The following is a 23,874-nucleotide window of genomic DNA, read 5'->3' as shown; positions in this document are numbered from 1 at the left end:
AATGCCAAAACTTCACTTAATTTCACTTGGCTGTAACAAAAATTTAGTTGATTCTGAGATCATGCTTGGTAGACTGCAAAACTACGATATCACCGATGATATCAGCGATGCCGATGTTATCATCGTAAATACATGCGGCTTTATCAAATCCGCCAAAGAAGAGAGCATACAAACCATACTTGAGATGCACGAAGCTCGTAAAAATGGCTCTTTGCTAGTAGTAACTGGCTGTCTTATGCAGCGATATAAAGATGAGCTTATGAAAGAGCTACCAGAGGTTGATCTCTTTACCGGCGTGGCTGACTATGACAAGATCGATGAGATCATCTTGAAAAAGCAAAATTTATTTAGCCCGCAAACTTATCTGCAAGCAAATGAAGAGCGTGTGATAACTGGCTCAAACTACCACGCCTACATCAAAATTTCAGAGGGCTGTAACCAAAAATGTAGCTTTTGTGCCATTCCAACTTTTAAAGGAAAACTAAAATCACGCTCGCTCGAAAATATCGTAAATGAGGTTAAAAATCTGGTCAAAAAAGGCTACTACGACTTTAGCTTTTTATCTCAAGACTCAAGCTCATATATGCGCGATCAAGGTGTTAGCGACGGGCTAATAAATTTAATAGACGAGATAGAAAAGATAAAGGGCGTAAGGAGTGCCAGGATACTTTATCTCTACCCAAGTACAACTAGCAAGGAGCTAATTGAACGCATTATCGTTTCGCCTATCTTTCACAACTACTTTGATATGCCGATCCAACACATCAGCGAAGATATGCTAAAGATAATGAAGCGTGGAAGTGGCGCTAAAAAGATCAAAGAGCTTTTAAATTTAATGAGAAATGCCGAGAATTCATTCTTACGAACTGGTGTCATCGTGGGTCATCCAGGAGAGAGCGAGGAGGATTTTGAGGAGCTTTGTAAATTTTTAGAAGAGTTTAAATTTGATAGAATTTCAGCCTTTGCCTACTCAAAAGAAGAAGATACGGCATCTTTTGAAATGGAGCAAATCCCAGCCAAAATCATTTCAAAAAGACTAAACAAGATAGAAAAAATCACTAAAAAATCGATAAATGAGAGCTTGCAAAAAGAGATTGGCAAGCAAATTTATGCTTCTCTTGAGGGCGAAAGTAGCGAGGGCGAGATGTTTTACGCGGCCAAAAAAGATATCTGGGATAAAGATATAGACGGCGAAATTTTGATCAACGAAAGCGATGTAAAAGAACTTGAGATCGGCTCACTCTATCTTTGTGAGGTCACTGACGTGGTCGATCAAAAACTAATCGCTAAAATCATCAAAAAAGCAAAATGATAAGTCAAAATGTGCGAGAGAGGCTAAACTCAGGTGCAAACCTGCTAGCCTTCTCGCACGGTATAGATAGTACCGCACTTTTTTACATTTTAGAAGAGGCTGGGATCAAATTTGATTTAGCGATGGTTGATTACAATGTTCGAGAGCAAAGCAAAAACGAGATAAAAAGCGCAAAAGAGCTCGCAGATAAATTTGGTAAAAAAATTTATACTAAAAGCGTTTTTTTAGATAAGTCAAATTTTGAAAAAAATGCGCGCGAGGTAAGATATGAGTTTTTTGGCGAGATTTGTCAAAAATTTAGCTATGAAAATTTGATCCTAGCGCATCAGTTTGATGATAAATTTGAGTGGTTTTTGATGCAGCTTAGTAAGGGTGCTGGACTAAAAGAGCTCTTTGGTATGAGCGAGCTTGAAAAGAGAAAGCACTTCTGGCTAGTTAGGCCGCTTTTAAATTTACGCAAAAAAGAGCTTCAAAGCTATCTTGACGAGAGAAATTTACGCTATTTTATCGATGAGACAAATTTAAAAGGTGAGTTTAAAAGAAGCTTCATGAGGCTAAATTTTAGTGAGCCCTTTTTGGATAGATATTTTAGTGGCGTACAAAAGAGCTTTGAGTTTTTAGAAGCCGATAGACAAATTTTAATGCCAAATATCACAAAAATAAGTGATGAAATTTTTATCATAAAAAATGATAGTAATGCGATACGAGGCGTAGATATGGCGGTAAAAGAGCTAAATGTGCTTTTAAGCAAGACTCAAAAAGATGAACTAAGCGCAAATTTAGCAAAGCAAACAAGCGTGGTGCTAAGCGGCAAGATCGCTGTCGGATACGCAGATACTTACCTTTTAGTAACTCCATTTTGCAAAGCCATAATGCCAAAAATTTTTAAAGAGAAGGCTAGAATTTTAAAAATTCCAGCTATAAATAGAGGCTATCTTTTTGCTACAAATTTTGATTTATCAAAAATTAAATTCTAATAAATATTGAAAGATTTGGCTTTTGCCTGAAACACTCAAAGCAAAAGCCAAGATTAATTAAAATAAGCTATTTACACTTTCATTGTGATATACACGGCGTATCACTTCGCCAAATAAAGAAGCCGCACTTAGCACCTTTATACAAGGAAGCTCCTCAGCTAGAGGGATCGTATCTGTTACCACTAGCTCATCTAAAAAGCCTAGTCTTAGCCTATCGTAAGCTGGTCCACTAAGGACTGGATGCGTGCAAAACGCCATAACGCTAGTTGCGCCACGCTCTTTAAAAATTTCAGCTGCTTTTACGATCGTGCCAGCCGTATCTATCATATCATCAACTAAAATAACATCTTTGCCATTTACGTCGCCGATTATATTCATCACTTCGCTCTCGTTTGCTTTTTCGCGGCGCTTATCTACGATAACCATGTCAAGATTTAGATTTTTAGCCAAGGCTCTAGCACGAGCAACGCCACCTACATCAGGGCTTGCAACGATTGGATTTGGTAAATTTTTGGCCCTCACATAGTCATTAAAAATGATGCTTCCATAAAGGTTATCAACCGGAATATCAAAAAATCCTTGGATTTGTCCTGCGTGAAGGTCCATAGTGACGACTCTATCGATACCTGCTGTTTGCATCATGTTTGCCACTAGTTTTGCAGTGATCGGCACTCTAGGAGCTGCTTTTCTATCTTGTCTAGCGTAGCCAAAATACGGCACAATCGCTGTTATTGAGCTTGCACTGCTACGTCTTAAAGCATCAGTCAAGATAAGCAGCTCCATTAAATTTGTATTTGTCGGTGCACATGTTGGCTGAATGACAAAAACATCTTTTCCGCGCACGCTCTCGCCGATTTGCACGCTGATCTCTCCATCGCTAAATCTTTTTATACTTGCCTCGCTAAGAGGAAGTGAAAGATATTGCGAAATTTTCTTTGAAAGCTCAATATTAGCCGTTCCTGAGAAAATTTTATAGCCTCTCATAATGATAACCTTTTTAGTGATTTTTATGTTGGGATTTTATCGAAACGAGCTTTAATTTAAATTTATTCTTTTTAGGACTATTTTCTAGCCCTAGTTTAATTCTTATCGCCACAATCAAAAATTTTAGCTTTGATTTTATAAACCTTAAAATTTAAACAAGTATAAAAAATATAAGATAACTAAGAATATTTTTTTATTTATAAACATTATAGGACTACAATCACAACATGTTTAAAGCTTATAGAATTTATGATTTTATCAAAGATGATAGTTTGGATATGAAGGCGGCTTTTGTTGATAGACTCTATCCAAGAGGCATAAGAAAAGAGATATTTTCAAATTTCCTTTGGTTAAAAGATATCACACCAAGCACTACTTTAAGAGAGTGGTTTCATGAAGATAGAGAAGCTAGATTTGATGAGTTTTGTGAGAAATTTGAGCTCGAGCTTGATAATGAAAAAGCGCAATCTTGCTTTAAAATGCTAAAGAAACTAGAAAAAGAGCATGGCGATATAGCACTTCTAACAGCTAGCAAAGATATAAATCTTTGCCATATCGTTGTGTTATTAAAAATTTTAAATAAGTAGTTTGCTTGCCTATTTTGCAAGAGTGCCAAGCATCTTTTCAAACTGCACACCATACCATGTGCGGCTTTTATCTTTTAGTGTGATTTTAATGCTACTAAGCACAAAGTTTGCTGCCTTTTTGATGGCATTTTGCATGCTTTCGCCATTTACTAGCGAGCCAAAAAGCACAGAAGCAAATATATCTCCGGTTCCACTCGTGTGAAATGGCAAAAATTCGTGAAAATACTCTACTTTCCCTTTTGTCTTTGCGTCGTAAGCTATGATACCGCATTCATTTTGCTTGTATCTAATGCCCTTTAACACAATCTTTCTAGCTCCAAAACTAGCTAAGCTTTCAAGCAACTCTAAAATATAATCTTGCGTATAGTCACTACCAAAAAATGGCATCCCGCACATAAAGCTTGCTTCAGTTATATTTGGCGTGATGACGTGAGCCTTTGTGCAAAGCTCACGCATTTTCATAACAAATTTTTCATCAAATCCGTGATAGAGCTTGCCATTGTCACCCATGCAAGGATCTACAAGTATTAGTGGAGCAGAGTCATTAAACTCATTAAAAATTTTCTCTATCAGCTCAAGCTGGCTAAAGCTGCCTAAAAATCCAGTATAAATTCCATCAAATGCGATATTTTCTTTGTGCCATACTCGTGTTATTGCGTCAAATTCATCAGTCAGATCACGAAATGTGAATTTTTTAAAGCCAGTATGAGTCGAAAGTAGCGCAGTAGGCAATATGCACGCCTCAATGCCTTGAGCGCTAATTATCGGAAGCGCGACGGTAAGGGAACATTTGCCAACGCACGAGATATCTTGTATTGTAAGGATTCTTTTCATTTATGCTCTTAGTTTGTAAAATTTTACTCCAGCAACATCGGCTAGATAAACCATATCTTGTTGCAAGAGCTTGTTTAAAATTTGCTTTGAGTGCTCTGAGAAATTTTCTTCAATATTTGCGATAGTTTGTGGACGACGTCTTAGCATTTCTAAAATTTCGCTCTTATTAAATTCATACTTTTGCTCTATCTTGTGAGCCCTAGCTATGGTGACTGGCACGCCTTTTATCTTGCTTGCAAGCTCTTCAAGCCTACTAGCATCAACGCCTTTTACATTGTAAGCTGGCGGGCGATCTATCGTGCCAATATCCACTCGGTGCGGAGCTATCTCATTTATCGCTGCATTGAGTGCTATAAATTCCTCTTCTTTGTCGTTAAATCCAGCCACAACCAAAATTTCAAGCACAAGCTCGCCAGTAAATTCCTTGCGAAATTTAGCCATTGCTTTTATAAGCTCATTTACTTCTATGCCACTTTTGTTGCGGTCTATCTTTTTAAATGTGCTTTGCACCGCGCTATCAAGGCTAAATTTCACTATATCAAGCCCTTGCAAGGCTTCACAAATTTTTGGATCACACACGCCTGAGCCATTACTCAAAATAAGTGTTTTTGCGCTACCTTTTAGCTCATTTACTTTTGCTATCAGCTCTTTTAGGTGTGGGTAAAGAGTTGGTTCGCCATTTGCTGTAAGCGTGATGACATCGATGTTTTGATAAGTTTTTAAAGCTTCTTTTAAATCGTTTATGATCTCATCAACGCTTGGCGGATTTTCTATTGTTTCAACAGTCTTTGCGCCACTTAGCTCGCAATAAACACAGTCAAAATTACATGATTTTTGTTTAGGGCTTAGATCTATACCAAGGCTCATGCCAAAACGGCGAGAATTTATCGGTCCAAAGACGATGCAAGGCTTGCTACCTTGCACTTTTTGTCTGTACCTGTTTTATAAAATATTTTGCATTCTCAACTGGCACATCAGGCAAAATTCCATGCCCAAGATTGAAAATATGAGGCACACCTTTCATCGTGCTTAAAATTTTATCCACACCTTCATCTATCGCCTTTTTGCTATAAAGCCTTGTTGGCTCCATATTGCCTTGAAGGACGTATCTTGGGCTAAGTTTTTCTTTTGCTAGCTCAATTGGTGTACTCCAATCAACGCCAAAAACGTCAAATTTTCCTGAAATTTTATCCAGATAGCCACTTATTCCTTTTGGGAAAACGATGACTGGGATATCTGGAAATTCAGCCTTGACGCTATCAACTATCTTGTTTATGTAGTTAAATCCAAACTCAAAATAAGCCTGCTCTTCAAGCGCAGCCGCCCAGCTGTCAAAAATTTGCACCGCATTTACACCAGCTTTTATCTGCTCTTTCACGTAAAAGATGAGAGCTTGCGTCACTTTTTCTAAAATTTGATGTAAAAATTCTGGATTTTGATAGAGCATTTTTTTGCAGACCGCATAGTTTTTACTGCCACCACCCTCTATCATATATGTAGCTATCGTCCAAGGTGCGCCACAAAAGCCAATGAGCGCCTTATCTTTGGCTAAATTTTCTCTTGTAATCTTGATCGTGTCATAGACGTATGCTAAGCTTTTAACCGATCTTTCGATACTAAGTGCATCAAGTGCTGCCTCATCACGTAAAGGCTTTGTAAAAACTGGTCCCTCGCCCTTTTCAAAACGTAGATCCATGCCCATTTCAAGAGGCACGACAAGGATATCGCTAAACAAAATCGCCGCATCAACGCCTAGGATATCAACTGGTTGAAGCGTGACTTCACTAGCCTTTTTGTAGTCTTTGCAAAGTGACAAAAAATCCCCTGCTTGCGCGCGTACTCGCATATACTCTGGTAGATATCTACCGGCTTGGCGCATCATCCAAACAGGCGTATAAGGGGTAGGTTTTTTAAGGCAGGCGTCTATGAAAATCATCAAATTTCCTTTAAATTTTTAAAGGGATATTACCTAAAAATAGCTAAAGAAAAGATGTAGGAGAAATTTTAAGCGTTAAAACGCTTAAAATTTTAGTGATCTCCCTTGTGAAGAAAGTAAAGTCCGAGACAAAGCGCTAGGATATAAGCCGCAAGATAGGCCATCTCAAGCGGTGTTGTAAAGTTTGCGTGAAGCACCCTTTGGAAGAAATTTACGATTAAAACCATGACGATCACTTTGCCAAGCTTGTCTTTTAGCTCATCAAGCGAATGCACTTCAAGCACCTTGCTCTGCTTTGACTGCTTTAACTGTGTGATCTCTGAGATGAAAAGCTCGTAAATTCCAAAGCTAAATATATAAAGAACAAGTGCCATTAAGTATAGATCGATTGCTCCAACGATCTCGCCAACGACTTCTGAGTGAAAATTTTCAACGTGAAAATCTGCGGCAAAGAAATATCTATAAACCTCTAGAAGCACCTTACCGACGTCGTAACTTGCGATGATAAAAAGTACGATCGCACCTAAAAGTCCAAAAACTACTGAAAAAAGTGTAAAGCTGTTACTAGCAAGCAAAATTTTTTCAAATATCTTACGCAATAAAAATCCTTTTTATTTACTCTTGCATCGCGATCCATTTTTGTGCGATCCTGACAGCATTTGTAGCAGCCCCTACGCGGATCTGATCAGCACTGCACCAAAGGTGAAGCACATTAGGTCTGTAATTATCAACTCTGATCCTGCCGACATAAGTCTCATTTGTATCGCTTGAAATGATAGGCATCGGATACTCTTTATTTGCCGGATTATCGACTACGACGACGCTTGGAGCTTTGCTTAAAATTTCTCTCGCCGCATCTGCGCTCACATCTTTGTCAAAGTGGATAGTGATCGCCTCTGAGTGGCTTCTAAGCACTGGCACACGCACACAGGTAGCGCTAACTTCGATATCTTTGTGAAGAATTTTTTGCGTTTCATTGACCATTTTCATCTCTTCTTTTGTGTAGTCATTGTCCAAAAAGACATCGATGTGTGGGATCACATTTAGTGCTAGGCGGTGCGCAAATACCTTTGGCTCGCACTCATCAAGCTTAAACTCAAAGAATTTTTGCATCTGAACGACAAGCTCTTCCATGCCCTCTTTGCCAGCACCGCTTGCTGCTTGGTATGTAGAAACATCAACTCTATTGATACTAAAAGCGTCATTTAGTGGTTTTAAAATTTGCACCATTTGGATGGTTGAGCAGTTTGGATTTGCGATGATACCGCGATTTTTCCACATAGCAATATCACTTGGATTACACTCTGGCACAACAAGAGGGATGTCTTTATCCATCCTAAAATGGCTGGTGTTATCGATGACTACTGCGCCACTATCAGCTGCAAATTTGGCAAATTTCTCTGAGACTGAACCGCCCGCACTAAAAAAAGCGATATCTATCTCGTGCTCGCTAAAAACCTTTTCAGTTAATTCTTTTACTTTGTAATATTTGCCATTAAATTCGATCTCGCTACCAGCACTTTTTGCGCTAGCAAGCGGCAAAAGCTCTCCAACTGGGAAATCAACCTCTTCCATAACTCTAAAAAGCTCTTCGCCGACCGCTCCAGTAGCACCAACGACTGCTACGTTAAATTTTCTCATCTGCTCTCCTTATCTTTTTTAATTTTCGTAATTTTACTTAAATTTATGGCTATTTTTTGCTTCTAGCTTGTAAAAATAGATCATTTGGCAAAATTTCATCGCCCTCGCTTAGTATCGCCGCTCTTTGCACGACTGAAATGAGCTCTCTTATGTTGCCTGGATAGTCGTAGCCCAAAAGATCCTCTTTTGCCGCTTTTGAGAAATTTTTAGCCTCAAAGCCATACTCTTTGCAACATTTTTCCAAAGTATCCTGCGCGATAGGTAAAATTTCATCTTTTCGCTCACGAAGTGGCGGGATGAAAAGCGGGATCGTGTTTAGGCGGTAGAAAAGATCCTCTCTAAACCTGCCCTCTTTCATCGCAAGCTCTAAATTTGCGTTTGTAGCGCAGATGATGCGAACATCTATCTTTTCGCTCTTTGTAGCACCAAGTCTTGTTATCTCGCGCTCCTGCAAGGCACGAAGCAATTTTGGCTGTAAATTTATAGGCATCTCGCCGATCTCATCTAAAAATAGCGTTCCGCCATTTGCTAGCTCAAACTGCCCTTTTTTGGTAGTCGCAGCGTCAGTAAATGCGCCCTTTTCAAAGCCAAAAAGCTCGCTTTCAATTAAATTTTCAGGGATCGCAGCCATATTTAAAGCAACAAATACAGCATCTTTTCTAGGCGAGTTTGCATGGATAAATTTAGCAAAGACCTCCTTACCAACGCCGCTTTCGCCGCTAAGCATTATTGAGGCGTCAGTCCTTGCGGCTTTTAGCGCGATATTTAGCGTAGCTTCAAGCACCTTTGAAGTGGCTAAAAAGCCGTTATTTTCGCTTTTTGTTTCTACTTTTTTTATAGTTTTTGGAGTTTTTTGCTTAAGAAGCTCGACCCTTTTTATCGCCTCGTAAAGCGTTGAGACGTCAAACGGCTTAGTTAAAAAATCCTTTACGCCGAGCCTAACGCTTTCGATCGCCTTATTAAGTGTGGCGTTTCCAGTCATTATGATGACATCAAATTTGCCATTTAGCTCTTTAATAAACTCGAGTCCGTCCATCTTTGGCATGTTTATATCGGTGATGATTAGATCAGTATCGTCGCTTAGTTTTTTTAGGGCTTCAACTGCACTCTTATAGCTTTTGATGTTTAGCTCTTCATACTCGCCAAGTGCGATCTCAAGCGACTTTCGCATATTGATGTCATCTTCTACTATGACGATATTCATTTGATCTCTTTTTATTGAAGTGTGCCGATGATAGCGGATTTTGGCTTAAATTCCACCATAAATCTAACTGGCAAAATTTTCAAATTTGAAGCGTTTGAAATCTGTGCATTTTTGACATTTAGCTCATTTTTTATCATCACTTTTTTTAAGGCAAAGCAGTCAAAAATTTCATCTTTGTGTAAATTTAAAAAGCCAAGAGTTGTGGTGTTTTCATCTTTAAAAGTATCTATCTGACAAAGAAATTTTGGTTTTGGATTTGGCGAGAGAGTCATCGCTTTAGAAAATGAAATTTCTTCAAAGGCAACTATTTGATTTTTCGTATCAACCTTCGCCCAGAAGATAAACTCCTCCAGGCAAAAGGCGAAATTTAAAAGTATTGTTAGTAAGAAAAGACTTCTCGCCACTTATCTTCGTCTATCTTAAGCTCCATATTTACCTTATAAAGCCCATCTTTGAAATTTTCATTCACGATCCTTGCGTTTTTAACAAGTCCTTGAACCTTTGAAGTGATAGATGAGTCGTTTAGCATCGCGTCTCTTACAGTGTCTTCAGCGTTAATCTTTACGCCATAAAGCTTACCAGCAAGCTGCGAATAAGCATCAGCCATAGCTGCTCTTTTTGCAAGAGTGACTGACTGAGCGTACGAGAGCGAATTTAGCGGAGCTATGCCCTCGCCTGTGGCTCTAAAAGTGGTCTCTTTTGGAGCGCTATCATATATCATCTTCTCTTTTTTCATCACCTCTCTAAGATCGTCTTTATCGACCTTTTGGATGACCACATTGCGGTTTGATGTGCTAGTTGGCTCGCCCATAAAGCCGTTAAATGAGCAACCACCAAAAATAGCAATCATCAAAGCAAAAGATAAAATTTTAACCTTCATAAACAACCTTTTTTATGCTTTTATTTAAAAATTTAATAGCAAAATTTATTCCAAAAGCCCCATATCTTCGCTTGGTGCTTCGTCCTCGTCCTCGCCATCATCTGCCTTAGGGCATCTTGCGATACTTACAACATCATCGCCATCGACATTTACGACGATCACGCCGCTTGTATTACGTCCTGCTTTGCGGATGCTTTGCATATCGACTCTTATCATCTTGCCGCTTGATGTTAGAGCCATTAGATCTTGCTCTTCATCAACCATCACAACGCCCACAAGATCGCCTGTTCTGCTCGTTAGCTTCATGCAGATGACACCTTTGCCGCCACGATTTGTCAAGCGATACTCATCAGCAGTTGTGCGCTTTCCGATACCTTTTTGAGATATGCTTAAAATTTCTTGGTCATTGCTTTCGATGACTGCAGCACCTACGACTTCATCGCCTGGCTCTTTAAATTTGATACCAGTTACGCCGCGTGCAGTTCTTCCCATTTGGCGAACCTTGCTGATCTTAAATTTAAGACACATACCCTTTTTAGTAACGACAAATAGCATTGTCTCATCGCTTGAGTTTGCATCCTCTTCGGCATTTACATTATCTTCGTCGATCTCATTTTGAAGTTCTTCAACTTCAAGCACCTCTGTCTCTACGCTTAGCTCATTTTCTGGGTCAGTGACTGGCATATCATCGTATGTTTGAGCGATGAGCGCAGTTACTAGCTCGTCGTTCTCATCAAGGCTTATCGCTCTTACGCCAACTGAGCGAATGTTTTTAAATTCGCTTAAATTCGTGCGTTTTACGATGCCGTTTTTAGTAAAGAACGCTAACGATTTGCTTTCGTCAAAGTCGGTCGTTGGGATGATCGCTTTGATCTTCTCATCAGGCTGCAACTGGATCAAATTTACAACTGCCTTGCCCTTTGCTGTGCGGCTTCCCTCTGGGATCTTATAGACTTTTAGCCAATATAGCTGTCCGCGGTCAGTCACAAACATAAGCGTGTCGTGAGTATTTGAAGTAAAGAAACTCTCTATAAAGTCATCATCGTATGTCGTGACCGCTACTTTACCCTTGCCACCACGTTTTTGCTTCTCGTACTGCTTGCTTGGCACACGCTTGATGTAGCCGCGGTGAGTTATGGTTACGACCATATTTTCATTTGGTATCAGATCTTCAATGTCGATATCATCGTAGTCATCAACGATCTCAGTCACTCTTGGTACTTTAAATTTATTTTTGATCTCAAGAAGCTCTTCTTTGATCAAATTTTCAAGCAATGTCTCACTCTTTAAAATTTCATCAAGTCTTGCGATCTCAGCCATAAGCTCGGCTAGTTCGGCCTCTAGTTTTTCTCTCTCTAGGCCTGTAAGCTTGCTTAAACGCATATCAAGGATAGCGTTTGCTTGAAGCTCCGAGAGGTTAAATTTACTCATCAAGCCTTCTCTAGCAACCGCCGTATCAGCACTATTTCTAATAAGCTCGATCACCTCGTCGATGTTATCAAGTGCGATCTTTAGGCCCTCTAAGATGTGGGCTCTTGCGCGCGCTTTTTCAAGCTCAAATATCGTTCTTCTAATGATGACCGTTTTTCTGTGATTTAAAAATAGCTTAAGTAGCTCGATAAGGTTAAATACCTTTGGCTCTTTGTTATTAATAGCAAGCATAATAACGCCAAAAGTGCTCTCCATAGTGGTTGATTTAAAGAGATTGTTTAGCACGATGTCGCTCATCGCATCACGTTTTAGCTCGATGACTACGCGGATGCCGTCTTTGTCAGACTCATCTCTAACCTCGCTGATGCCATCTATCTGCTTATCTTTTACAAGCTCGGCGATCTGCTCAATGAGCCTAGCTTTGTTTGTTTGATATGGTAGCTCATCAATGACTATGACATCTTTGTTTGGCTTTTTCTCTATGTGAGTTTTAGCTCTTAGTTTTACCCTGCCACGACCTGTGCGGTAGGCCTCTATGATGCCTTTTTTACCAAAGATGATGCCGCCAGTTGGAAAGTCTGGACCTTTTATAAATTCCATCACCTCTTCAAGTGTCGCCTCTTTGTTTTCAAGAAGTAGCAAAAGACCGTCTATTAGCTCATCAAGGCTGTGTGGTGGGATATTTGTCGCCATACCAACCGCGATACCGCTTGAGCCGTTTAATAATAAATTTGGCACACGGCTTGGAAGTACGTCTGGTTCGACCTCTCTATCGTCGTAGTTTGGCACAAAATCAACCGTGTCTTTGTCGATATCTTTTAAAAGCTCTTCAGTAAGCATTGTCATTCTAGCTTCGGTATAACGCATCGCGGCAGCGCTGTCGCCATCTATCGAGCCAAAGTTTCCTTGCCCGTCAACGACTGGATAACGCATAGAAAATTTCTGAGCCATACGAACAAGTGCGTCATAAACCGCTGTGTCGCCGTGCGGGTGATACTTACCGATTACTTCACCGACGATACGAGCTGACTTCATATAGGCACTTCTGCTACCAACGCCAAGATTGTCCATAGCGTATAAAATTCTTCTATGAACTGGCTTTAATCCGTCTCTAGCGTCAGGCAAAGCACGTCCGACGATGACGCTCATGGAGTAGTCAAGATAGCTAGTTTTTATAGACTCTTCGATATCAACAGATGCGATATCTTGGGTTAATTCAAGTAGATTGTCTTTCATTTTTTTCCTTAAATTTAGCTTGGCTGATTTTAGCTTAAAATTAATAAAAACTTGCTAAATAGCAAATCAGCGACTTTGGCAATAGTGCGATGAAAATTTTAGTCTAAAATTTTTTCTATCTGCTCTTTTTTAAGAATAAAATCATAGCTAAAAGCATCAACCACGATTCCAGCGTAACTACTCTCTTTTAGCATCGCAAGATACTCTTTTAGCCCTATCTCAATACTCTCTTGCTCGCTGTCGTTTCGCCAAAGCTTCATCGCCTCTTTGCTAGTAAATGCCGGAAAATAGCTAAGCTTCTCGCCCTCATCTTCAAGCAGGATAAATTTGATATTTGAGCCCTCTTCTTCATAAACCACACCACCATCAGGCTTTGCTAGCGCTTGATTTAAAAGCACTGGAGCAAAAAAGCTAGCCTTTTTTAAAGCTGCTATCAAATTTATCTCATTTTGCTGGCTGGGATCACTTAAAAATTTATCCATCACTTCTTGCATTTTAGCCCCTAAAAGCCTCATCTACGGCCTGGCAAATTGTGTGTATGAAAAATATATGCGACTCTTGTATCCTTGCAGTGTCGCTTGAGCTAACGACTAAATTTAGATCACATCCTTCATTCATAGCGCCACCTCCTTTACCACTAAGTCCAAGCACTGATGCGCCCATTTTCTTGGCACTTTTTATAGCTTCAAGGACATTTTTGCTGTTGCCACTTGTTGAGATCGCCACGAGCAAGTCGCCTGGCTGAGCCAAAGCCTCAAACTGGCGTGAAAAAACATAGTCAAAGCCGTAGTCGTTGCCAATGGCTGTAAGTGCCGAAGTATCAGTGGTTAGCGCGATGCCAGGAAGTGGTTGACGCTCACTTTTATATCTGCCAGTTAGCTCAGCTGCAAAGTGCTGAGCATCCGCCGCAGAGCCGCCGTTGCCGCATATTAGCACCTTTTTGCCATTTTTTAGCGTATCAGCTACCATCTGGCAAGCACACTCTAAGTTATCAAGCAAATTTACATGCTCACTAAAGGTCTTTTGGTGAGCCTCGAGCTCATTTTTTATCATTGTTTTTAGCATCTTTTATCCTTTTTATTATCCCTGTTGTGCTTTTGCCCTCGACAAAGTCAATCAGCCTGACCTCTTTTACGATCTCGCTGCCAACAACCTCTTTGCCTTTGTAATCAGCCCCTTTTACAAGCACGTCAGGCTTTATCTTTGTTATCAAATTTAAAGGCGTATCCTCATCAAAAATCACGACATAATCAACAAATCCAAGCCCACTTAGCACGCATGCTCTATCATCTTGCGAGTTTATAGGTCTTGTCTCGCCTTTTAGCCTCTTAACTGAAGCATCAGAATTTAGCCCAACAACCAAAAGATCACCAAGCTCCCTTGCTCGGGCTAGGTATTTTACGTGTCCAGCGTGCAGGATATCAAAGCAGCCATTTGTGAAAACGACCTTTTTCTTGCCCTTTTGACTCAAAATTTCTTCTAACTCTTCAACGCTTTTAAGCTTGTGCTCGAAATTTGCTCCAAATGAGCTATTTAGTAGCTGCTCGATCTCGCTAAAGCTAGCCGTTGCGCTGCCGATCTTTGCCACGACAACGGCTGCTGCAAGGTTTGCTATCTTTATCGCCTCTTTTATATCAGCCCCAGTTGCTAGCATGTAGCCAAGTGTGGCCAGCACCGTATCTCCAGCGCCAGTGACATCAAAGACCTCTTTTGCCTTGGCCGCAAAGATGTGCAATTTATCATCATATAGCGCGATGCCCTCTTCTGAGATCGTGATGATCGAATAGGTCAAATTTAGCTCGTCTTTTAGCTGTTTTATCGCCTTTTCAAGCTCGGCCTTATCTTTTATCTTTAAATTTGTAGCCTCGCTCGCTTCTTTTTTATTTGGCGTTAGAAGGGTTGCATTTTTATATTTTGAGTAGTCGCTACCCTTTGGATCGATAAGTACTGGGATATTTAGCCTCACGCACTCGCTTATGATCTCTTGGCAGACCTTCTCGCTAAGCACGCCTTTGCCGTAGTCGCTTAGCAAGACAGCCTTGAAATTTGCAAGGTTTTCTTTTACTTTTAAGACGAGCTCATCTTCTAAATTTATCTTGACAACGCTCTCTTTATCGATCCTGACAACTTGCTGGTGCGATGCCATAATGCGGCTTTTTATCGAGCTTTCACGTCCTTTTTCGGTGAGTATGAGCTCATCTTTTACATTTAGCTCAGCAAGTCTCTCTTTTATCTTTTTGCCAGCCTCGTCATCTCCTAAGACGCTAGCCACGCTCACGTTTGCGCCAAGAGAGAGTAAATTTCTCACCACGTTGCCAGCGCCACCAAGCGTGTAGGTTTCGTTATTTATCTTTACTACCTGCACTGGCGCTTCTGGCGAGATACGGTCGCAGCTACCCCAGATATAGTGGTCCAACATGAGATCGCCAACGACTAAAATTTTAACTCTCTTAGCCATTTATCTCTTCCTTGTAAATTCTCTTTATTTCTGGCAAGTAGTCTTTTATCGCTTCTTCCAAGCTCCAAGTCGCGCTAAAGCCAAATGCCTCGCGAGCTGGGGCTACGTCGGCCTCGGTGTGAAACTGATATGAGCCAATAAATGGATTTTTTATGTATTCGTTGCCTAAATTTACACCGATCTCTCGCTGCAAGATGTCAGCGATATCTTGAAAGCTTCTTGCTTTGCCAGTAGCTGCGTTATAGACGCCACTTGGTGCGTCAAGTGCTTTTATGTTTGCGTCAATAATATCTTTTATATAGACGAAATCTCTCTTGATCTGGTCGCTGCCCTCAAAGAGCCTTGGGGTCTTGCCAGCTAAAATTTGCAGGCCAAACTGAAGCACCATCGATGCGGTTTTGTTTTTGAAAAACTCACCCTTACCAAAGACATTAAAATATCTTAGTCCAACCACGCTCAAGCCACGCTTTGCGTAAATTTTATTGATATTATCCATGCTTAGTTTGCTAAAGCCGTAAACGTTATTTGGTGCTTCGCACTCGCCAACAGTTTGTGGGCTCTTTGCGTTGCCGTAAGTGGCGCCTGAGCTTGCGTAGATCATCTTTGCGCCCAAACTTTCGCAGATATCGAGCAAATTTACAAAAGCGTTTACATTTGTTTTTATTAGCTCGTCTTGCTCTTTTACGGTCGTATCTGAGATCGCTGCCTCGTGGTAGATAACGTCTGGACAAAAGCTCTTTATCTTTTCAAGTGTACTCTCATCGTTGATGTCGCCGGCGTAAATTTCACCCTTAAAGCCTAGTAAATTTTTAAAATGTCCAAAGCTTTTTAAGTTGCCATTGCTAAATGTCTCGTCGTTTCTAAATTTATCCACGACAAGCACGTGAGCATCTTTGTAATTTTCATCAAAATAATGCGCTAAGGCTGAGCCGATAAAGCCAGCGCCGCCAGTTATAACTATCTTTTTTTCATTTAAATTCATAGTGATTTTTCCTTTTTTAGCTTATTTAAAACATCTCTTACATCTTTAAAATTTATACCATCAAGCAAGAAATTTCTACCAACGCCCGCTCTTTTGCCAGCCTCTACGTCGCTTGGCTTATCACCTATCATGAGCGAGTTTTTAAGATCTATATTAAACTCTTTGCAAGCATCAAGTATCATTTTTGGATTTGGTTTTCTGCAAGCGCAATCCGCCTCTGGGGCATGCGGGCAAAAGTAGACTTTCGTGATAAAAATTTGCTCTTTTTTAAAGCTTTCTAACATAAATTTGTTTAGAGCGTCAAACTGCTCCTGCGTGTAGTAACCTCTGCCTATACCTGATTGATTTGTCACGACAAAGAGCTTGTAGCCAGCCTTGGCAAATTCTCTTAACACATCAAAAATACCATCGATAAATTTAAAATCTTTTATCTCGTAAACATATCCAGCATCTTCGTTTATTACGCCGTCTCTATCCAGAAAAAGTGCTTTAATAGGCTCATTTTTATTCATTTTGTGATTATAGCCAAAATATTTTAACTAGCTTCTTGCGAATTTACCTTTTTGTACTATAATGCATAAACTTTTTTACAAAGGATGAAAAATGAAAAAATTACTAATTGTTTCTAGCGTTGCGGCTCTACTTTCAACTGCTGCCTTTGCTGCAGATGGTGCTGCTATCTACAAAAAATGCATCGCCTGTCATGGTGCAAAAGCTGAAAAAATGTTTAATAATAAAGTTCCAGCTTTAACATCTCTTGATGCAGCAGCTATCGAAGAGGCACTAAAGGGTTATAAAACAGGAGCAAATAAATTTGGTCTTGGCGCTATGATGAAACCAATCGCTACTCCAATGAGCGACGAAGATGCAAAAGCAGTAGCTGAATACATCCAAACTTTAAAATAATAATTAGGGGCATTCGCCCCTCCTGCATTTTTAAATTTATACTAATAATCCATAAAATAATACTAGGTGAGAATTTCTCTTTTTATATTTAAAAGTCATGAAACCTATTTTTACTAATCTTTCTTTTTACATATTAAAACAAAACTATTCTAGTCTTCAAAGCCATAAAACAACGCTTAGAAATAGCTAAAAGAGTTGGTAGGGCTGAAGCACTAAAACTCTTTACTGAAACAAAAGACAATGGAGTGCTTCGTATGGCTTACTACTGGGTGTATCAAAGGACTTATGATAACTGCAAAGACTTACCTCTTGATAAGTGCCCTATAACACACTTAAACATCGATAGCAGCAGTAGAATGTGGGGTGCAGTAAAGACCTATTTAGGATATAAGGGAAATGATAGCACTCACGGACTATATGTATTACGCCATACAGTAGCTTCTAGGTTAGTGAGTTTGAAGGGATTTAATGCTCATAAATTAATGAAATTTATGGGTCACAAGGATATTAAGAGTAGTTTGCACTATGTCCATCTAAATGTTGATGATATACGTGATGGCACAGGGGTTGGCGTTTAGTTTTTAGATGATAAAGATATGAGGCATTTGGTTGCGGAGGACGGATTTGAACCGCCGACCTTCGGGTTATGAGCGTTAAGGACTTATTTTATGTTATAATGTTTGCAAAGGATAGTTATGGAAAATAAGAATTTATGGGAGTTTTTAAAAATTAAACTTGATTTCTTAAAGCCTTTTCTTACCACGCTTTTACTTTTAGATGCTGGTTTAATAGGTTTTATCTTTCTTAATTTTGATAAAAATGGGTTTATTTTAAATTTTTGCTCTACCATTGCAATCTTTTTGGTAAGTATTTTATTTTGTTATCTTTTAAAAGCATGTTTAGACGTATTAAAAGAAATGAAAGGATTATTATAATGTCAATATTTGGTTTATTCTTAATAGTTGTTTTTGCTGTTTTAGTAACTTGGGCTGGTGTAAAAATATCTAAGGTTTGATCTTGAAAGAAGAATTTACAAAATTTAATCTAGAAGACTATTTAACAACCGATAAACTTAGAAAAGAATATTTAAATCAGGTTTTGTCTGATGGCGATATCGAAGAATTGAAAAGAGCATTATTCTATATAGTAAAATCAATTTGATATCTGTTATTAAAAAATGCAAAGTAATAATAAAGCTTTTAGTATTCTCACTCTATTATCCTATCTCTTTTTTTAGTATTCTTGCTCTTATGTCTGATAAATAAAATTCTTGTTCCATTTCGTTTAACTTATCAAATAGCTCTATTAGCTCTTTATGCTTTGGATTAATTTCACTTTCTTTTTGAAAATAAAATTCTAGTATTTTGTATAGGTTTGGATTTGTTTTTTTCCAGTTATAGATAGTGCTTATATCTTTTTCTATAAATTTGGCTGCTTCTCTTTTATTCATTTATCTATTTCTTTTTTTAAAATTCTTGTTTTTATATCTAGGATATAGTATTGAATTTCTTGTTCTGATAGTTTTTCAAAGAGCTGTATTAATTCTTTATATGTATCATTTACATATAAGCTTTCTTTGTTTTCTTTTAAATTGAGTCCATTTTCTATAACTTCAAAAAGCTCTTTTCTATTTTTACGCCAGTTGTATATAGTTTTTTCGGCTATCTTAAGCTTTTTTGCTATTTCTGCATTTGTCATTTTTTTACCTGTAAAATTTACATATTTAAGCTTTATTTAATTCTATTTTATGTAAGATTTACTTGTTGGAAGTATGTAAATCTTACATATTTTTGATTCTATCGAAGGTATGTAAATTTTGCCCTTAATATGGCTTTAAACTATTTATAAATTGACAAACTGCCCGCAACAGAGTGAAGATGTTTTGGGGCTTAGTTGTTACAACCTTAATACGTTGTAAAACTGTTGGGGGTGGTGTAGCTCTGCCCCTAAAATACTAAGCTACAAATAAATATTTCTTAAGGAGCTACACATGTACACTTACCTTTTAGGCCTTTGTGACGAAGTTCGTCCAATTTCTCGTATTGACAAAAAGACTGGCGAAGTTTCATCATCTATTGATGTAACTATTACATTTGAAAGTCGTGACCAGCACGGCTATCTTGTCAAATCAACCGAAACTATCAATTATGACTTTTCTTTAAAGCCTAAATTTGATTCCGTCAAAGGCAAATATATTGCTGTTCCATATCGTTTTTTAAATACTCGTAATGGTGCTTATATGTTCCCTGATGAGAGTTTGAGTTTCCAAGTTTTCAATGAAAACCCTTTTTTAAAGGAAACAAAGCCATCTAAATAATAAAAAGCGGGGGCTATGCCTTAATGTGAGTAGCAAACCACTCTCCCGCATTAATCTCTAGAAAGTTTATTTTTATAGATTTTCTAGAGTTTAAAACTCGTAAATTTATAAAAAGGAGTTAGATATGGAAAAAACTAAAAATTTTCTAGAATCTACTAAGGTTAAAGTTGCTGCTGTTAGCTCTGCATTGCTTTCAGCTCCTGCTCTTTTCGCTGGAGATGCTCCAGTTATTCCAACTACGCCGTTAAAAGCTGACTATGCTTTATTTGACTACGTATTTGCTGGTGTTATCGCTGTTGCTTTCATCTTTATGATTGCTGGCAGAGTTAAGTCTTTCATCAAGTAGTTTTAGGGGCTTCTTGCCCCTTTAAAGGTGCATAATAATGAAAGAAAATGCTATATATATCCCTAATTTAAATATCTGCGTTAAAGATTTCTACATAAAAGATAAAAAAGTATTTTTTGTAAATTTTGATGATAGTGTTTTTACTTCTTATTATTCTCTTTCTAATTTTCAAACAAACTATATATTTAACACTGAAACTAATATTTGCTACATACAAAAAAATGATTTAATTTCAAACTTAGGTATATACGAACATCAATTTAATTTTTTAATGGGTCTTTCTGCGATACTTATAGCATTTTCTTTCCTTATTGGCTTAATCATAGTCGGAGCTACACGATGATTGAAGTATTTAATAACGATGTATTTAACTATTTTTTAAACGTTTTTTCTCTCTTTTTCGTTCCTATTTTTCTTTACGTTATAGCTCTTTCTTTTGTCAAATAGGTTTTAAATTTTAAAGGCGCTGGATACTAAATTTTTAACTTCATTTTTTTCTTAAAAAAATGAAGCGACAACCGAAGGGCGTCAGTAATTTATATGAATAAAAATTTATTTAAGGATTTTATATGAAATTTCTAGTTAGATCTTTCATTTTCTTATCTCTTTTATGCTCTCTTGCTTTTTCTTATAATTGCCCTAGTGGCTTATGTTCGGTTATTCGTGATAAAGACTTTGATAGCTCTTTTAAGCTCGTCGATGGCAAATTTTTAAAAGGTAATAATTATTTTGGCATTAGATCGCCAGAAACTGGTTATTACTATATCTATTCTTTTACAATTACTCAAGAAGCTTATTATTTTTTAGGCTCAAAAACTCCTGGTTTTTATGCTGGGTTTGGCTATGGTTGGGTTTATATAGGTGGCGAGCGTAGGACTGGCCGCTTTGGCCAACGTGGTGGTGGTGGTGTTTTTGATTATTTTGTTGTTTCTGATTATCCTAAAGATCCAGTTTTTGATTATTATGATTTTACTGTCTTTGTTTCAAAAGAAGTTGCTAGATGCTCTGTAAATCAAGAATTTAACACTGATACTATGCAATGTGTCGATTCTTGTCCAGTTGGCCAGACTTGGGACGTTGAAAAAAATACTTGCGTTGATTCTTGCCCTGCTGATCAAATTTTTAATAAAGAAACTGGTAAATGTGAGCCTAAACTAAAACGTCCTGATTGGTGTCCTTCTCCTATGATCTACAATGAAAGAAAAGTAGAGCTTCTTTTAAGAGATACAACTGTTGAAGAGTGTCTTCCTGATCCTAACATTGATAGGGATAAGTGTAAATCATTTGGCATGGTTTATCATGATTGTGCTGATCTTTATGGTCTTGAATTAACTGCTTGTATGAGTTTCCCTGAAGGTTGTTATACAACTTCTACCCTTCATAAACTTGAAGCCGAACAACAGCTCGAAAGTGATCTTTTTCTTATGGGCGGATTTATGATCCCCTTGCCTATTAATGCTATAAAAAATGGTCTTACTTCTTTATCTAATTTTTTTAGAGGTTTGTTTGCTAGTGGCTCTAAAGCACCTAAGATAAATTTATTAGAGTATAGACCCCAGTTAGTTGATATTAAAGCTACTAAGGCTGGCCCTGAGCCAGTTTTTGATTTTAAGCTAGTTGATGATTCCGCTATTGCTTTAAATAATACCTTTAGACAAACTGGCAAGATTGATCCTGCTGCTTCAACTTCATCAAATATTATAAAATCTCCACAAAAACTAGCCGATGTTTCTCCAAATTTAAGAAAATTTGATTTACCCAAAGACGCTTCGGTTTCTAAAATTGAAAACAATACTGTTGTTACTGCAAAGCTAAAGGATATGTCTAAGCCTATCCCCACAAAAGAGATAACTGTTCCAAATCAAGTTAAAAATATAAATCTTGATTATGATCTAAATACTATGTTTAAGGCTTCTGATAAGCCTACTCCTAATTTGCCGATGACAATTAAGCAAACTAGCAATACTGGCAATAAAGCAACTTATAAAGGTAATATTGTTACGCCTGATCAAAGTATTATTGATGTTGATGTTGTAGAAACTACTACACAAACTGGTTCAAGGGTGCAAGATGTAACTTATTCTTATACTTATAAAACTCCAAAAGGTAATAGTAAATTTTCAACTGGTTATGTTAATACTATTGGTTCTGATAATAGAGTTAATAATTCTATCCCTAAAGATGGTACGTCAAGTTCAGGTGGTAACTCGTCTAGTCCAGGTAATGGCGGTAGTGGTTCATCTACTACCACACCTACTACACCTACCCAGCCTTCCCAGTCTATTGATTTAAGCTCTTTGGAGCAAGCTATAAATAGAAATGGTGCTAAACTTGATTCTATAAACGATACTTTAACTTCTATCAAGAATCAACAGCTCGAGCAATGGAATTATGATCCTAATGTTAATACTGCCACTTCTTTTTCGGCACTACAAAGCGAGCTTGCTAAATTTGATGTGTCTGTTAATGACGCTTTTAATTTTTTGAATAATTTTAAGAGCGATATTGACAATTTAATGAATAATTTTAACGAGTCATTAGAAATTTTTAATAAAGGCATTGAAACTCCTGATATTCCTAAAGGTACTTGCCCTTTTACTATTAGCGGTCCGACTCCTGGTAGTGAGAAAAATAATTTATTTGTGATCGATCCTTGTCGTATTGTTACCCCTTATAGGTCTATTCTTACTCTATTTTTTACGATTTGGTTTAGCTTCGAGATCATTATGTTTTCTTTGAAATATCTTTTTAGGGTAGGCGGTGAATCATGAAATGGTTAATTGGTGCCGTTGGCGGTTTTATAGTTAATTTTATTGAATTTCTAGTCAAGAAAATTGGTATAAGAAATACTATTTTAGCTTTTGTTGTGCCTATTTATGCTTCTTTTGTGGCTTTTCTTATTGCATTTGCCGGCTATGCCATTTTATTTATTATGAAAATTTGGAATTTATTAAGAGAATATATCCCTAAAATGTTTGATTATGGCTCTAGCGTTAGTGGTTCTTTTGGTGGCTTACCTACTCAGACTGTTTTAAACTCGGCTATGGAGTTTTTACATCAAAGTGGTCTAGCTTCTGCCTTTTCAACTGCCATTACTTTATTTATATCTATTCTTAGTCTTTTCTTTGCTCTCCAGCTTTATAAGGTTATCTTGTATGTTAGAGCCAACATTACTAAGATCATAACTGATCTATTAACATTAATGAGTAGATAAAATGTTAAGTTTGATTATAGGTCCGCCACGTTCTGGTAAAACTTACAAAGCTGTTCATATAATAAACGATGAATACGAATTACATTTAAAGAATGAATCAAAGTATAGATTTATTTATACTAATATCAATGGCTTAAAATTTGATCATTTTAATGGTTTTGTAAAGCAATATGACAAAAATGATTTTCTTACTGCTGTTAGTCAAGAATATACGCTTAGTTCTCAATATGAAAATGGCTTTTTAGATAATATAGACAATTATGATGAGTATGCTTTAAAAAATGGCATCTATGAAAATTATCATCATTGCTTGATAGTTCTTGACGAAGCTTACAACACCTTTACAAAAACATTTAACGATAGTCTTGGTAGGTTTTTAAGTTATCACGGACATTTTGGCATTGATATTATTTTTTTATTTCAGTCTAAACGTCAGACAAATAGAGAATATTTAGTTCATACTGAATTAATGTATATGGCCCAGCCTAGTGGCAAAAGACTCTTTAGTAGTCTTTTTAAATATAAGGTTTATAGCACTTCGTCTAATTTTAATTATAATCTTATTCGCTCTGAAAATCTAAAATTTAATCAAAAAGTATCAGATTTATATAGTAGTGGCTCAAAAGAAA

Annotated in this window: 30 protein-coding genes; 13 read left to right on the top strand and 17 right to left on the bottom strand. The window is 37.7% G+C overall.

Annotated features, from left to right (window positions below):
- Window position 1 precedes the first annotated feature (1 nt).
- Window positions 2–1,312, top strand: a complete 1,311-nt coding sequence (rimO, locus tag F3G66_RS06970) for a 30S ribosomal protein S12 methylthiotransferase RimO (RefSeq protein ID WP_149707611.1) — start codon at window positions 2–4, stop codon at window positions 1,310–1,312.
- Entirely contained in the window at window positions 1,309–2,289 is a 981-nt protein-coding gene (tilS, locus tag F3G66_RS06965; protein WP_149707610.1) for a tRNA lysidine(34) synthetase TilS, read from the top strand. The genes rimO and tilS overlap by 4 nt, the downstream gene beginning before the upstream one ends.
- Window positions 2,290–2,346: 57 nt before the next feature.
- Here the strand turns inward: tilS and F3G66_RS06960 are convergent, their stop codons facing one another.
- A complete protein-coding gene (locus F3G66_RS06960; protein WP_072594149.1) occupies window positions 2,347–3,273 on the bottom strand; it encodes a ribose-phosphate pyrophosphokinase in 927 nt (308 codons plus the stop codon).
- 227 nt (window positions 3,274–3,500) lie between these two features.
- Between F3G66_RS06960 and F3G66_RS06955 the strand changes: the two genes are divergently transcribed.
- Complete coding sequence (locus tag F3G66_RS06955; RefSeq protein WP_107784916.1) at window positions 3,501–3,860, top strand: DUF488 domain-containing protein; 360 nt, start codon at window positions 3,501–3,503, stop codon at window positions 3,858–3,860.
- Window positions 3,861–3,869: 9 nt separating this feature from the next.
- Here the strand turns inward: F3G66_RS06955 and F3G66_RS06950 are convergent, their stop codons facing one another.
- From F3G66_RS06950 to gmhB, 14 genes are all read right to left on the bottom strand, one after another.
- A complete protein-coding gene (locus F3G66_RS06950; RefSeq protein WP_149707609.1) occupies window positions 3,870–4,694 on the bottom strand; it encodes a pyridoxamine kinase in 825 nt (274 codons plus the stop codon).
- A complete protein-coding gene (locus F3G66_RS06945) occupies window positions 4,695–5,561 on the bottom strand; it encodes a radical SAM protein (RefSeq protein WP_149707688.1) in 867 nt (288 codons plus the stop codon).
- A gap of 46 nt (window positions 5,562–5,607) precedes the next feature.
- Window positions 5,608–6,630: a uroporphyrinogen decarboxylase gene (hemE, locus tag F3G66_RS06940; protein ID WP_149707608.1), complete on the bottom strand. Its 1,023-nt coding sequence runs from the start codon at window positions 6,628–6,630 to the stop codon at window positions 5,608–5,610.
- Window positions 6,631–6,722: 92 nt separating this feature from the next.
- On the bottom strand, window positions 6,723–7,229 hold the full coding sequence (locus F3G66_RS06935) for a YqhA family protein (RefSeq protein ID WP_149707607.1): 507 nt from the start codon (window positions 7,227–7,229) through the stop codon (window positions 6,723–6,725).
- Between the two features lie 16 nt (window positions 7,230–7,245).
- Entirely contained in the window at window positions 7,246–8,271 is a 1,026-nt protein-coding gene (locus tag F3G66_RS06930; protein ID WP_021090917.1) for an aspartate-semialdehyde dehydrogenase, read from the bottom strand.
- 49 nt (window positions 8,272–8,320) lie between these two features.
- Window positions 8,321–9,475, bottom strand: coding sequence for a sigma-54-dependent transcriptional regulator (locus F3G66_RS06925; protein WP_149707606.1), 1,155 nt, complete (start codon window positions 9,473–9,475; stop codon window positions 8,321–8,323).
- Between the two features lie 11 nt (window positions 9,476–9,486).
- On the bottom strand, window positions 9,487–9,879 hold the full coding sequence (locus tag F3G66_RS06920) for a hypothetical protein (RefSeq protein WP_149707605.1): 393 nt from the start codon (window positions 9,877–9,879) through the stop codon (window positions 9,487–9,489).
- Window positions 9,855–10,355 carry an LPP20 family lipoprotein gene (locus tag F3G66_RS06915; protein WP_107784922.1) on the bottom strand — a complete coding sequence of 167 codons (501 nt, stop codon included), beginning with the start codon at window positions 10,353–10,355 and terminating at the stop codon, window positions 9,855–9,857. Before F3G66_RS06915 ends, F3G66_RS06920 begins: the two co-directional genes overlap by 25 nt.
- Before the next feature lie 45 nt (window positions 10,356–10,400).
- Window positions 10,401–13,022, bottom strand: coding sequence for a DNA gyrase subunit A (gyrA, locus tag F3G66_RS06910; RefSeq protein WP_149707604.1), 2,622 nt, complete (start codon window positions 13,020–13,022; stop codon window positions 10,401–10,403).
- 98 nt (window positions 13,023–13,120) lie between these two features.
- The gene (locus F3G66_RS06905) at window positions 13,121–13,516 is read right to left on the bottom strand and encodes an SseB family protein (RefSeq protein ID WP_149707687.1); all 396 of its coding nucleotides are present in this window, start codon (window positions 13,514–13,516) and stop codon (window positions 13,121–13,123) included.
- A 1-nt stretch (window position 13,517) separates the two neighbouring features.
- The gene (gene gmhA / locus F3G66_RS06900; RefSeq protein ID WP_149707603.1) at window positions 13,518–14,087 is read right to left on the bottom strand and encodes a D-sedoheptulose 7-phosphate isomerase; all 570 of its coding nucleotides are present in this window, start codon (window positions 14,085–14,087) and stop codon (window positions 13,518–13,520) included.
- Window positions 14,062–15,480 (bottom strand): D-glycero-beta-D-manno-heptose-7-phosphate kinase, encoded by a 1,419-nt coding sequence (gene rfaE1 / locus F3G66_RS06895; protein ID WP_149707602.1) that lies wholly within the window; start codon window positions 15,478–15,480, stop codon window positions 14,062–14,064. Before rfaE1 ends, gmhA begins: the two co-directional genes overlap by 26 nt.
- Window positions 15,473–16,462, bottom strand: coding sequence for an ADP-glyceromanno-heptose 6-epimerase (gene rfaD, locus F3G66_RS06890; RefSeq protein WP_149707601.1), 990 nt, complete (start codon window positions 16,460–16,462; stop codon window positions 15,473–15,475). The genes rfaE1 and rfaD overlap by 8 nt, the downstream gene beginning before the upstream one ends.
- A complete protein-coding gene (gmhB, locus tag F3G66_RS06885) occupies window positions 16,459–16,974 on the bottom strand; it encodes a D-glycero-beta-D-manno-heptose 1,7-bisphosphate 7-phosphatase (protein WP_149707600.1) in 516 nt (171 codons plus the stop codon). The genes rfaD and gmhB overlap by 4 nt, the downstream gene beginning before the upstream one ends.
- 91 nt (window positions 16,975–17,065) lie before the next feature.
- On the opposite strand from gmhB, the gene F3G66_RS06880 reads away from it, so the two are divergent.
- The 4 genes from F3G66_RS06880 (at window position 17,066) to F3G66_RS06865 (ending at window position 18,529) form a co-directional block, all read left to right on the top strand.
- On the top strand, window positions 17,066–17,368 hold the full coding sequence (locus F3G66_RS06880) for a c-type cytochrome (RefSeq protein WP_072594134.1): 303 nt from the start codon (window positions 17,066–17,068) through the stop codon (window positions 17,366–17,368).
- 254 nt (window positions 17,369–17,622) lie between these two features.
- On the top strand, window positions 17,623–17,946 hold the full coding sequence (locus F3G66_RS06875; protein WP_149707599.1) for a tyrosine-type recombinase/integrase: 324 nt from the start codon (window positions 17,623–17,625) through the stop codon (window positions 17,944–17,946).
- Between the two features lie 117 nt (window positions 17,947–18,063).
- Window positions 18,064–18,303, top strand: a complete 240-nt coding sequence (locus F3G66_RS06870; RefSeq protein ID WP_072594132.1) for a hypothetical protein — start codon at window positions 18,064–18,066, stop codon at window positions 18,301–18,303.
- Between the two features lie 82 nt (window positions 18,304–18,385).
- Window positions 18,386–18,529, top strand: a complete 144-nt coding sequence (locus F3G66_RS06865; protein WP_223154235.1) for a helix-turn-helix domain-containing transcriptional regulator — start codon at window positions 18,386–18,388, stop codon at window positions 18,527–18,529.
- Between the two features lie 55 nt (window positions 18,530–18,584).
- Here the strand turns inward: F3G66_RS06865 and F3G66_RS06860 are convergent, their stop codons facing one another.
- Together F3G66_RS06860 and F3G66_RS06855 are read right to left on the bottom strand one after the other, a co-directional pair.
- Window positions 18,585–18,818, bottom strand: a complete 234-nt coding sequence (locus F3G66_RS06860; protein WP_149707598.1) for a histidine kinase — start codon at window positions 18,816–18,818, stop codon at window positions 18,585–18,587.
- Window positions 18,815–19,066 carry a helix-turn-helix domain-containing protein gene (locus tag F3G66_RS06855; protein ID WP_107832901.1) on the bottom strand — a complete coding sequence of 84 codons (252 nt, stop codon included), beginning with the start codon at window positions 19,064–19,066 and terminating at the stop codon, window positions 18,815–18,817. Before F3G66_RS06855 ends, F3G66_RS06860 begins: the two co-directional genes overlap by 4 nt.
- Before the next feature lie 292 nt (window positions 19,067–19,358).
- Between F3G66_RS06855 and F3G66_RS06850 the strand changes: the two genes are divergently transcribed.
- From F3G66_RS06850 to F3G66_RS06825, 6 genes are all read left to right on the top strand, one after another.
- Complete coding sequence (locus F3G66_RS06850) at window positions 19,359–19,685, top strand: hypothetical protein (RefSeq protein WP_072594128.1); 327 nt, start codon at window positions 19,359–19,361, stop codon at window positions 19,683–19,685.
- Window positions 19,686–19,809: 124 nt separating this feature from the next.
- A complete protein-coding gene (locus F3G66_RS06845; protein WP_087585149.1) occupies window positions 19,810–20,031 on the top strand; it encodes a phosphonate transporter in 222 nt (73 codons plus the stop codon).
- Between the two features lie 37 nt (window positions 20,032–20,068).
- Complete coding sequence (locus F3G66_RS06840) at window positions 20,069–20,374, top strand: hypothetical protein (protein WP_149707597.1); 306 nt, start codon at window positions 20,069–20,071, stop codon at window positions 20,372–20,374.
- A gap of 226 nt (window positions 20,375–20,600) precedes the next feature.
- The gene (locus F3G66_RS06835) at window positions 20,601–22,802 is read left to right on the top strand and encodes a hypothetical protein (RefSeq protein WP_188115844.1); all 2,202 of its coding nucleotides are present in this window, start codon (window positions 20,601–20,603) and stop codon (window positions 22,800–22,802) included.
- Window positions 22,799–23,245 carry a hypothetical protein gene (locus F3G66_RS06830; RefSeq protein WP_149707596.1) on the top strand — a complete coding sequence of 149 codons (447 nt, stop codon included), beginning with the start codon at window positions 22,799–22,801 and terminating at the stop codon, window positions 23,243–23,245. Before F3G66_RS06835 ends, F3G66_RS06830 begins: the two co-directional genes overlap by 4 nt.
- A gap of 1 nt (window position 23,246) precedes the next feature.
- Window positions 23,247–23,874: zonular occludens toxin domain-containing protein (locus F3G66_RS06825; RefSeq protein ID WP_223154234.1), on the top strand; the 628-nt coding region annotated here is incomplete at its 3' end.

The sequence above is a fragment of the Campylobacter concisus genome, assembly GCF_902460665.1.
GTDB lineage: Bacteria > Campylobacterota > Campylobacteria > Campylobacterales > Campylobacteraceae > Campylobacter_A > Campylobacter_A concisus_AL.
This window is presented reverse-complemented; position numbering and strand designations above follow the sequence as displayed.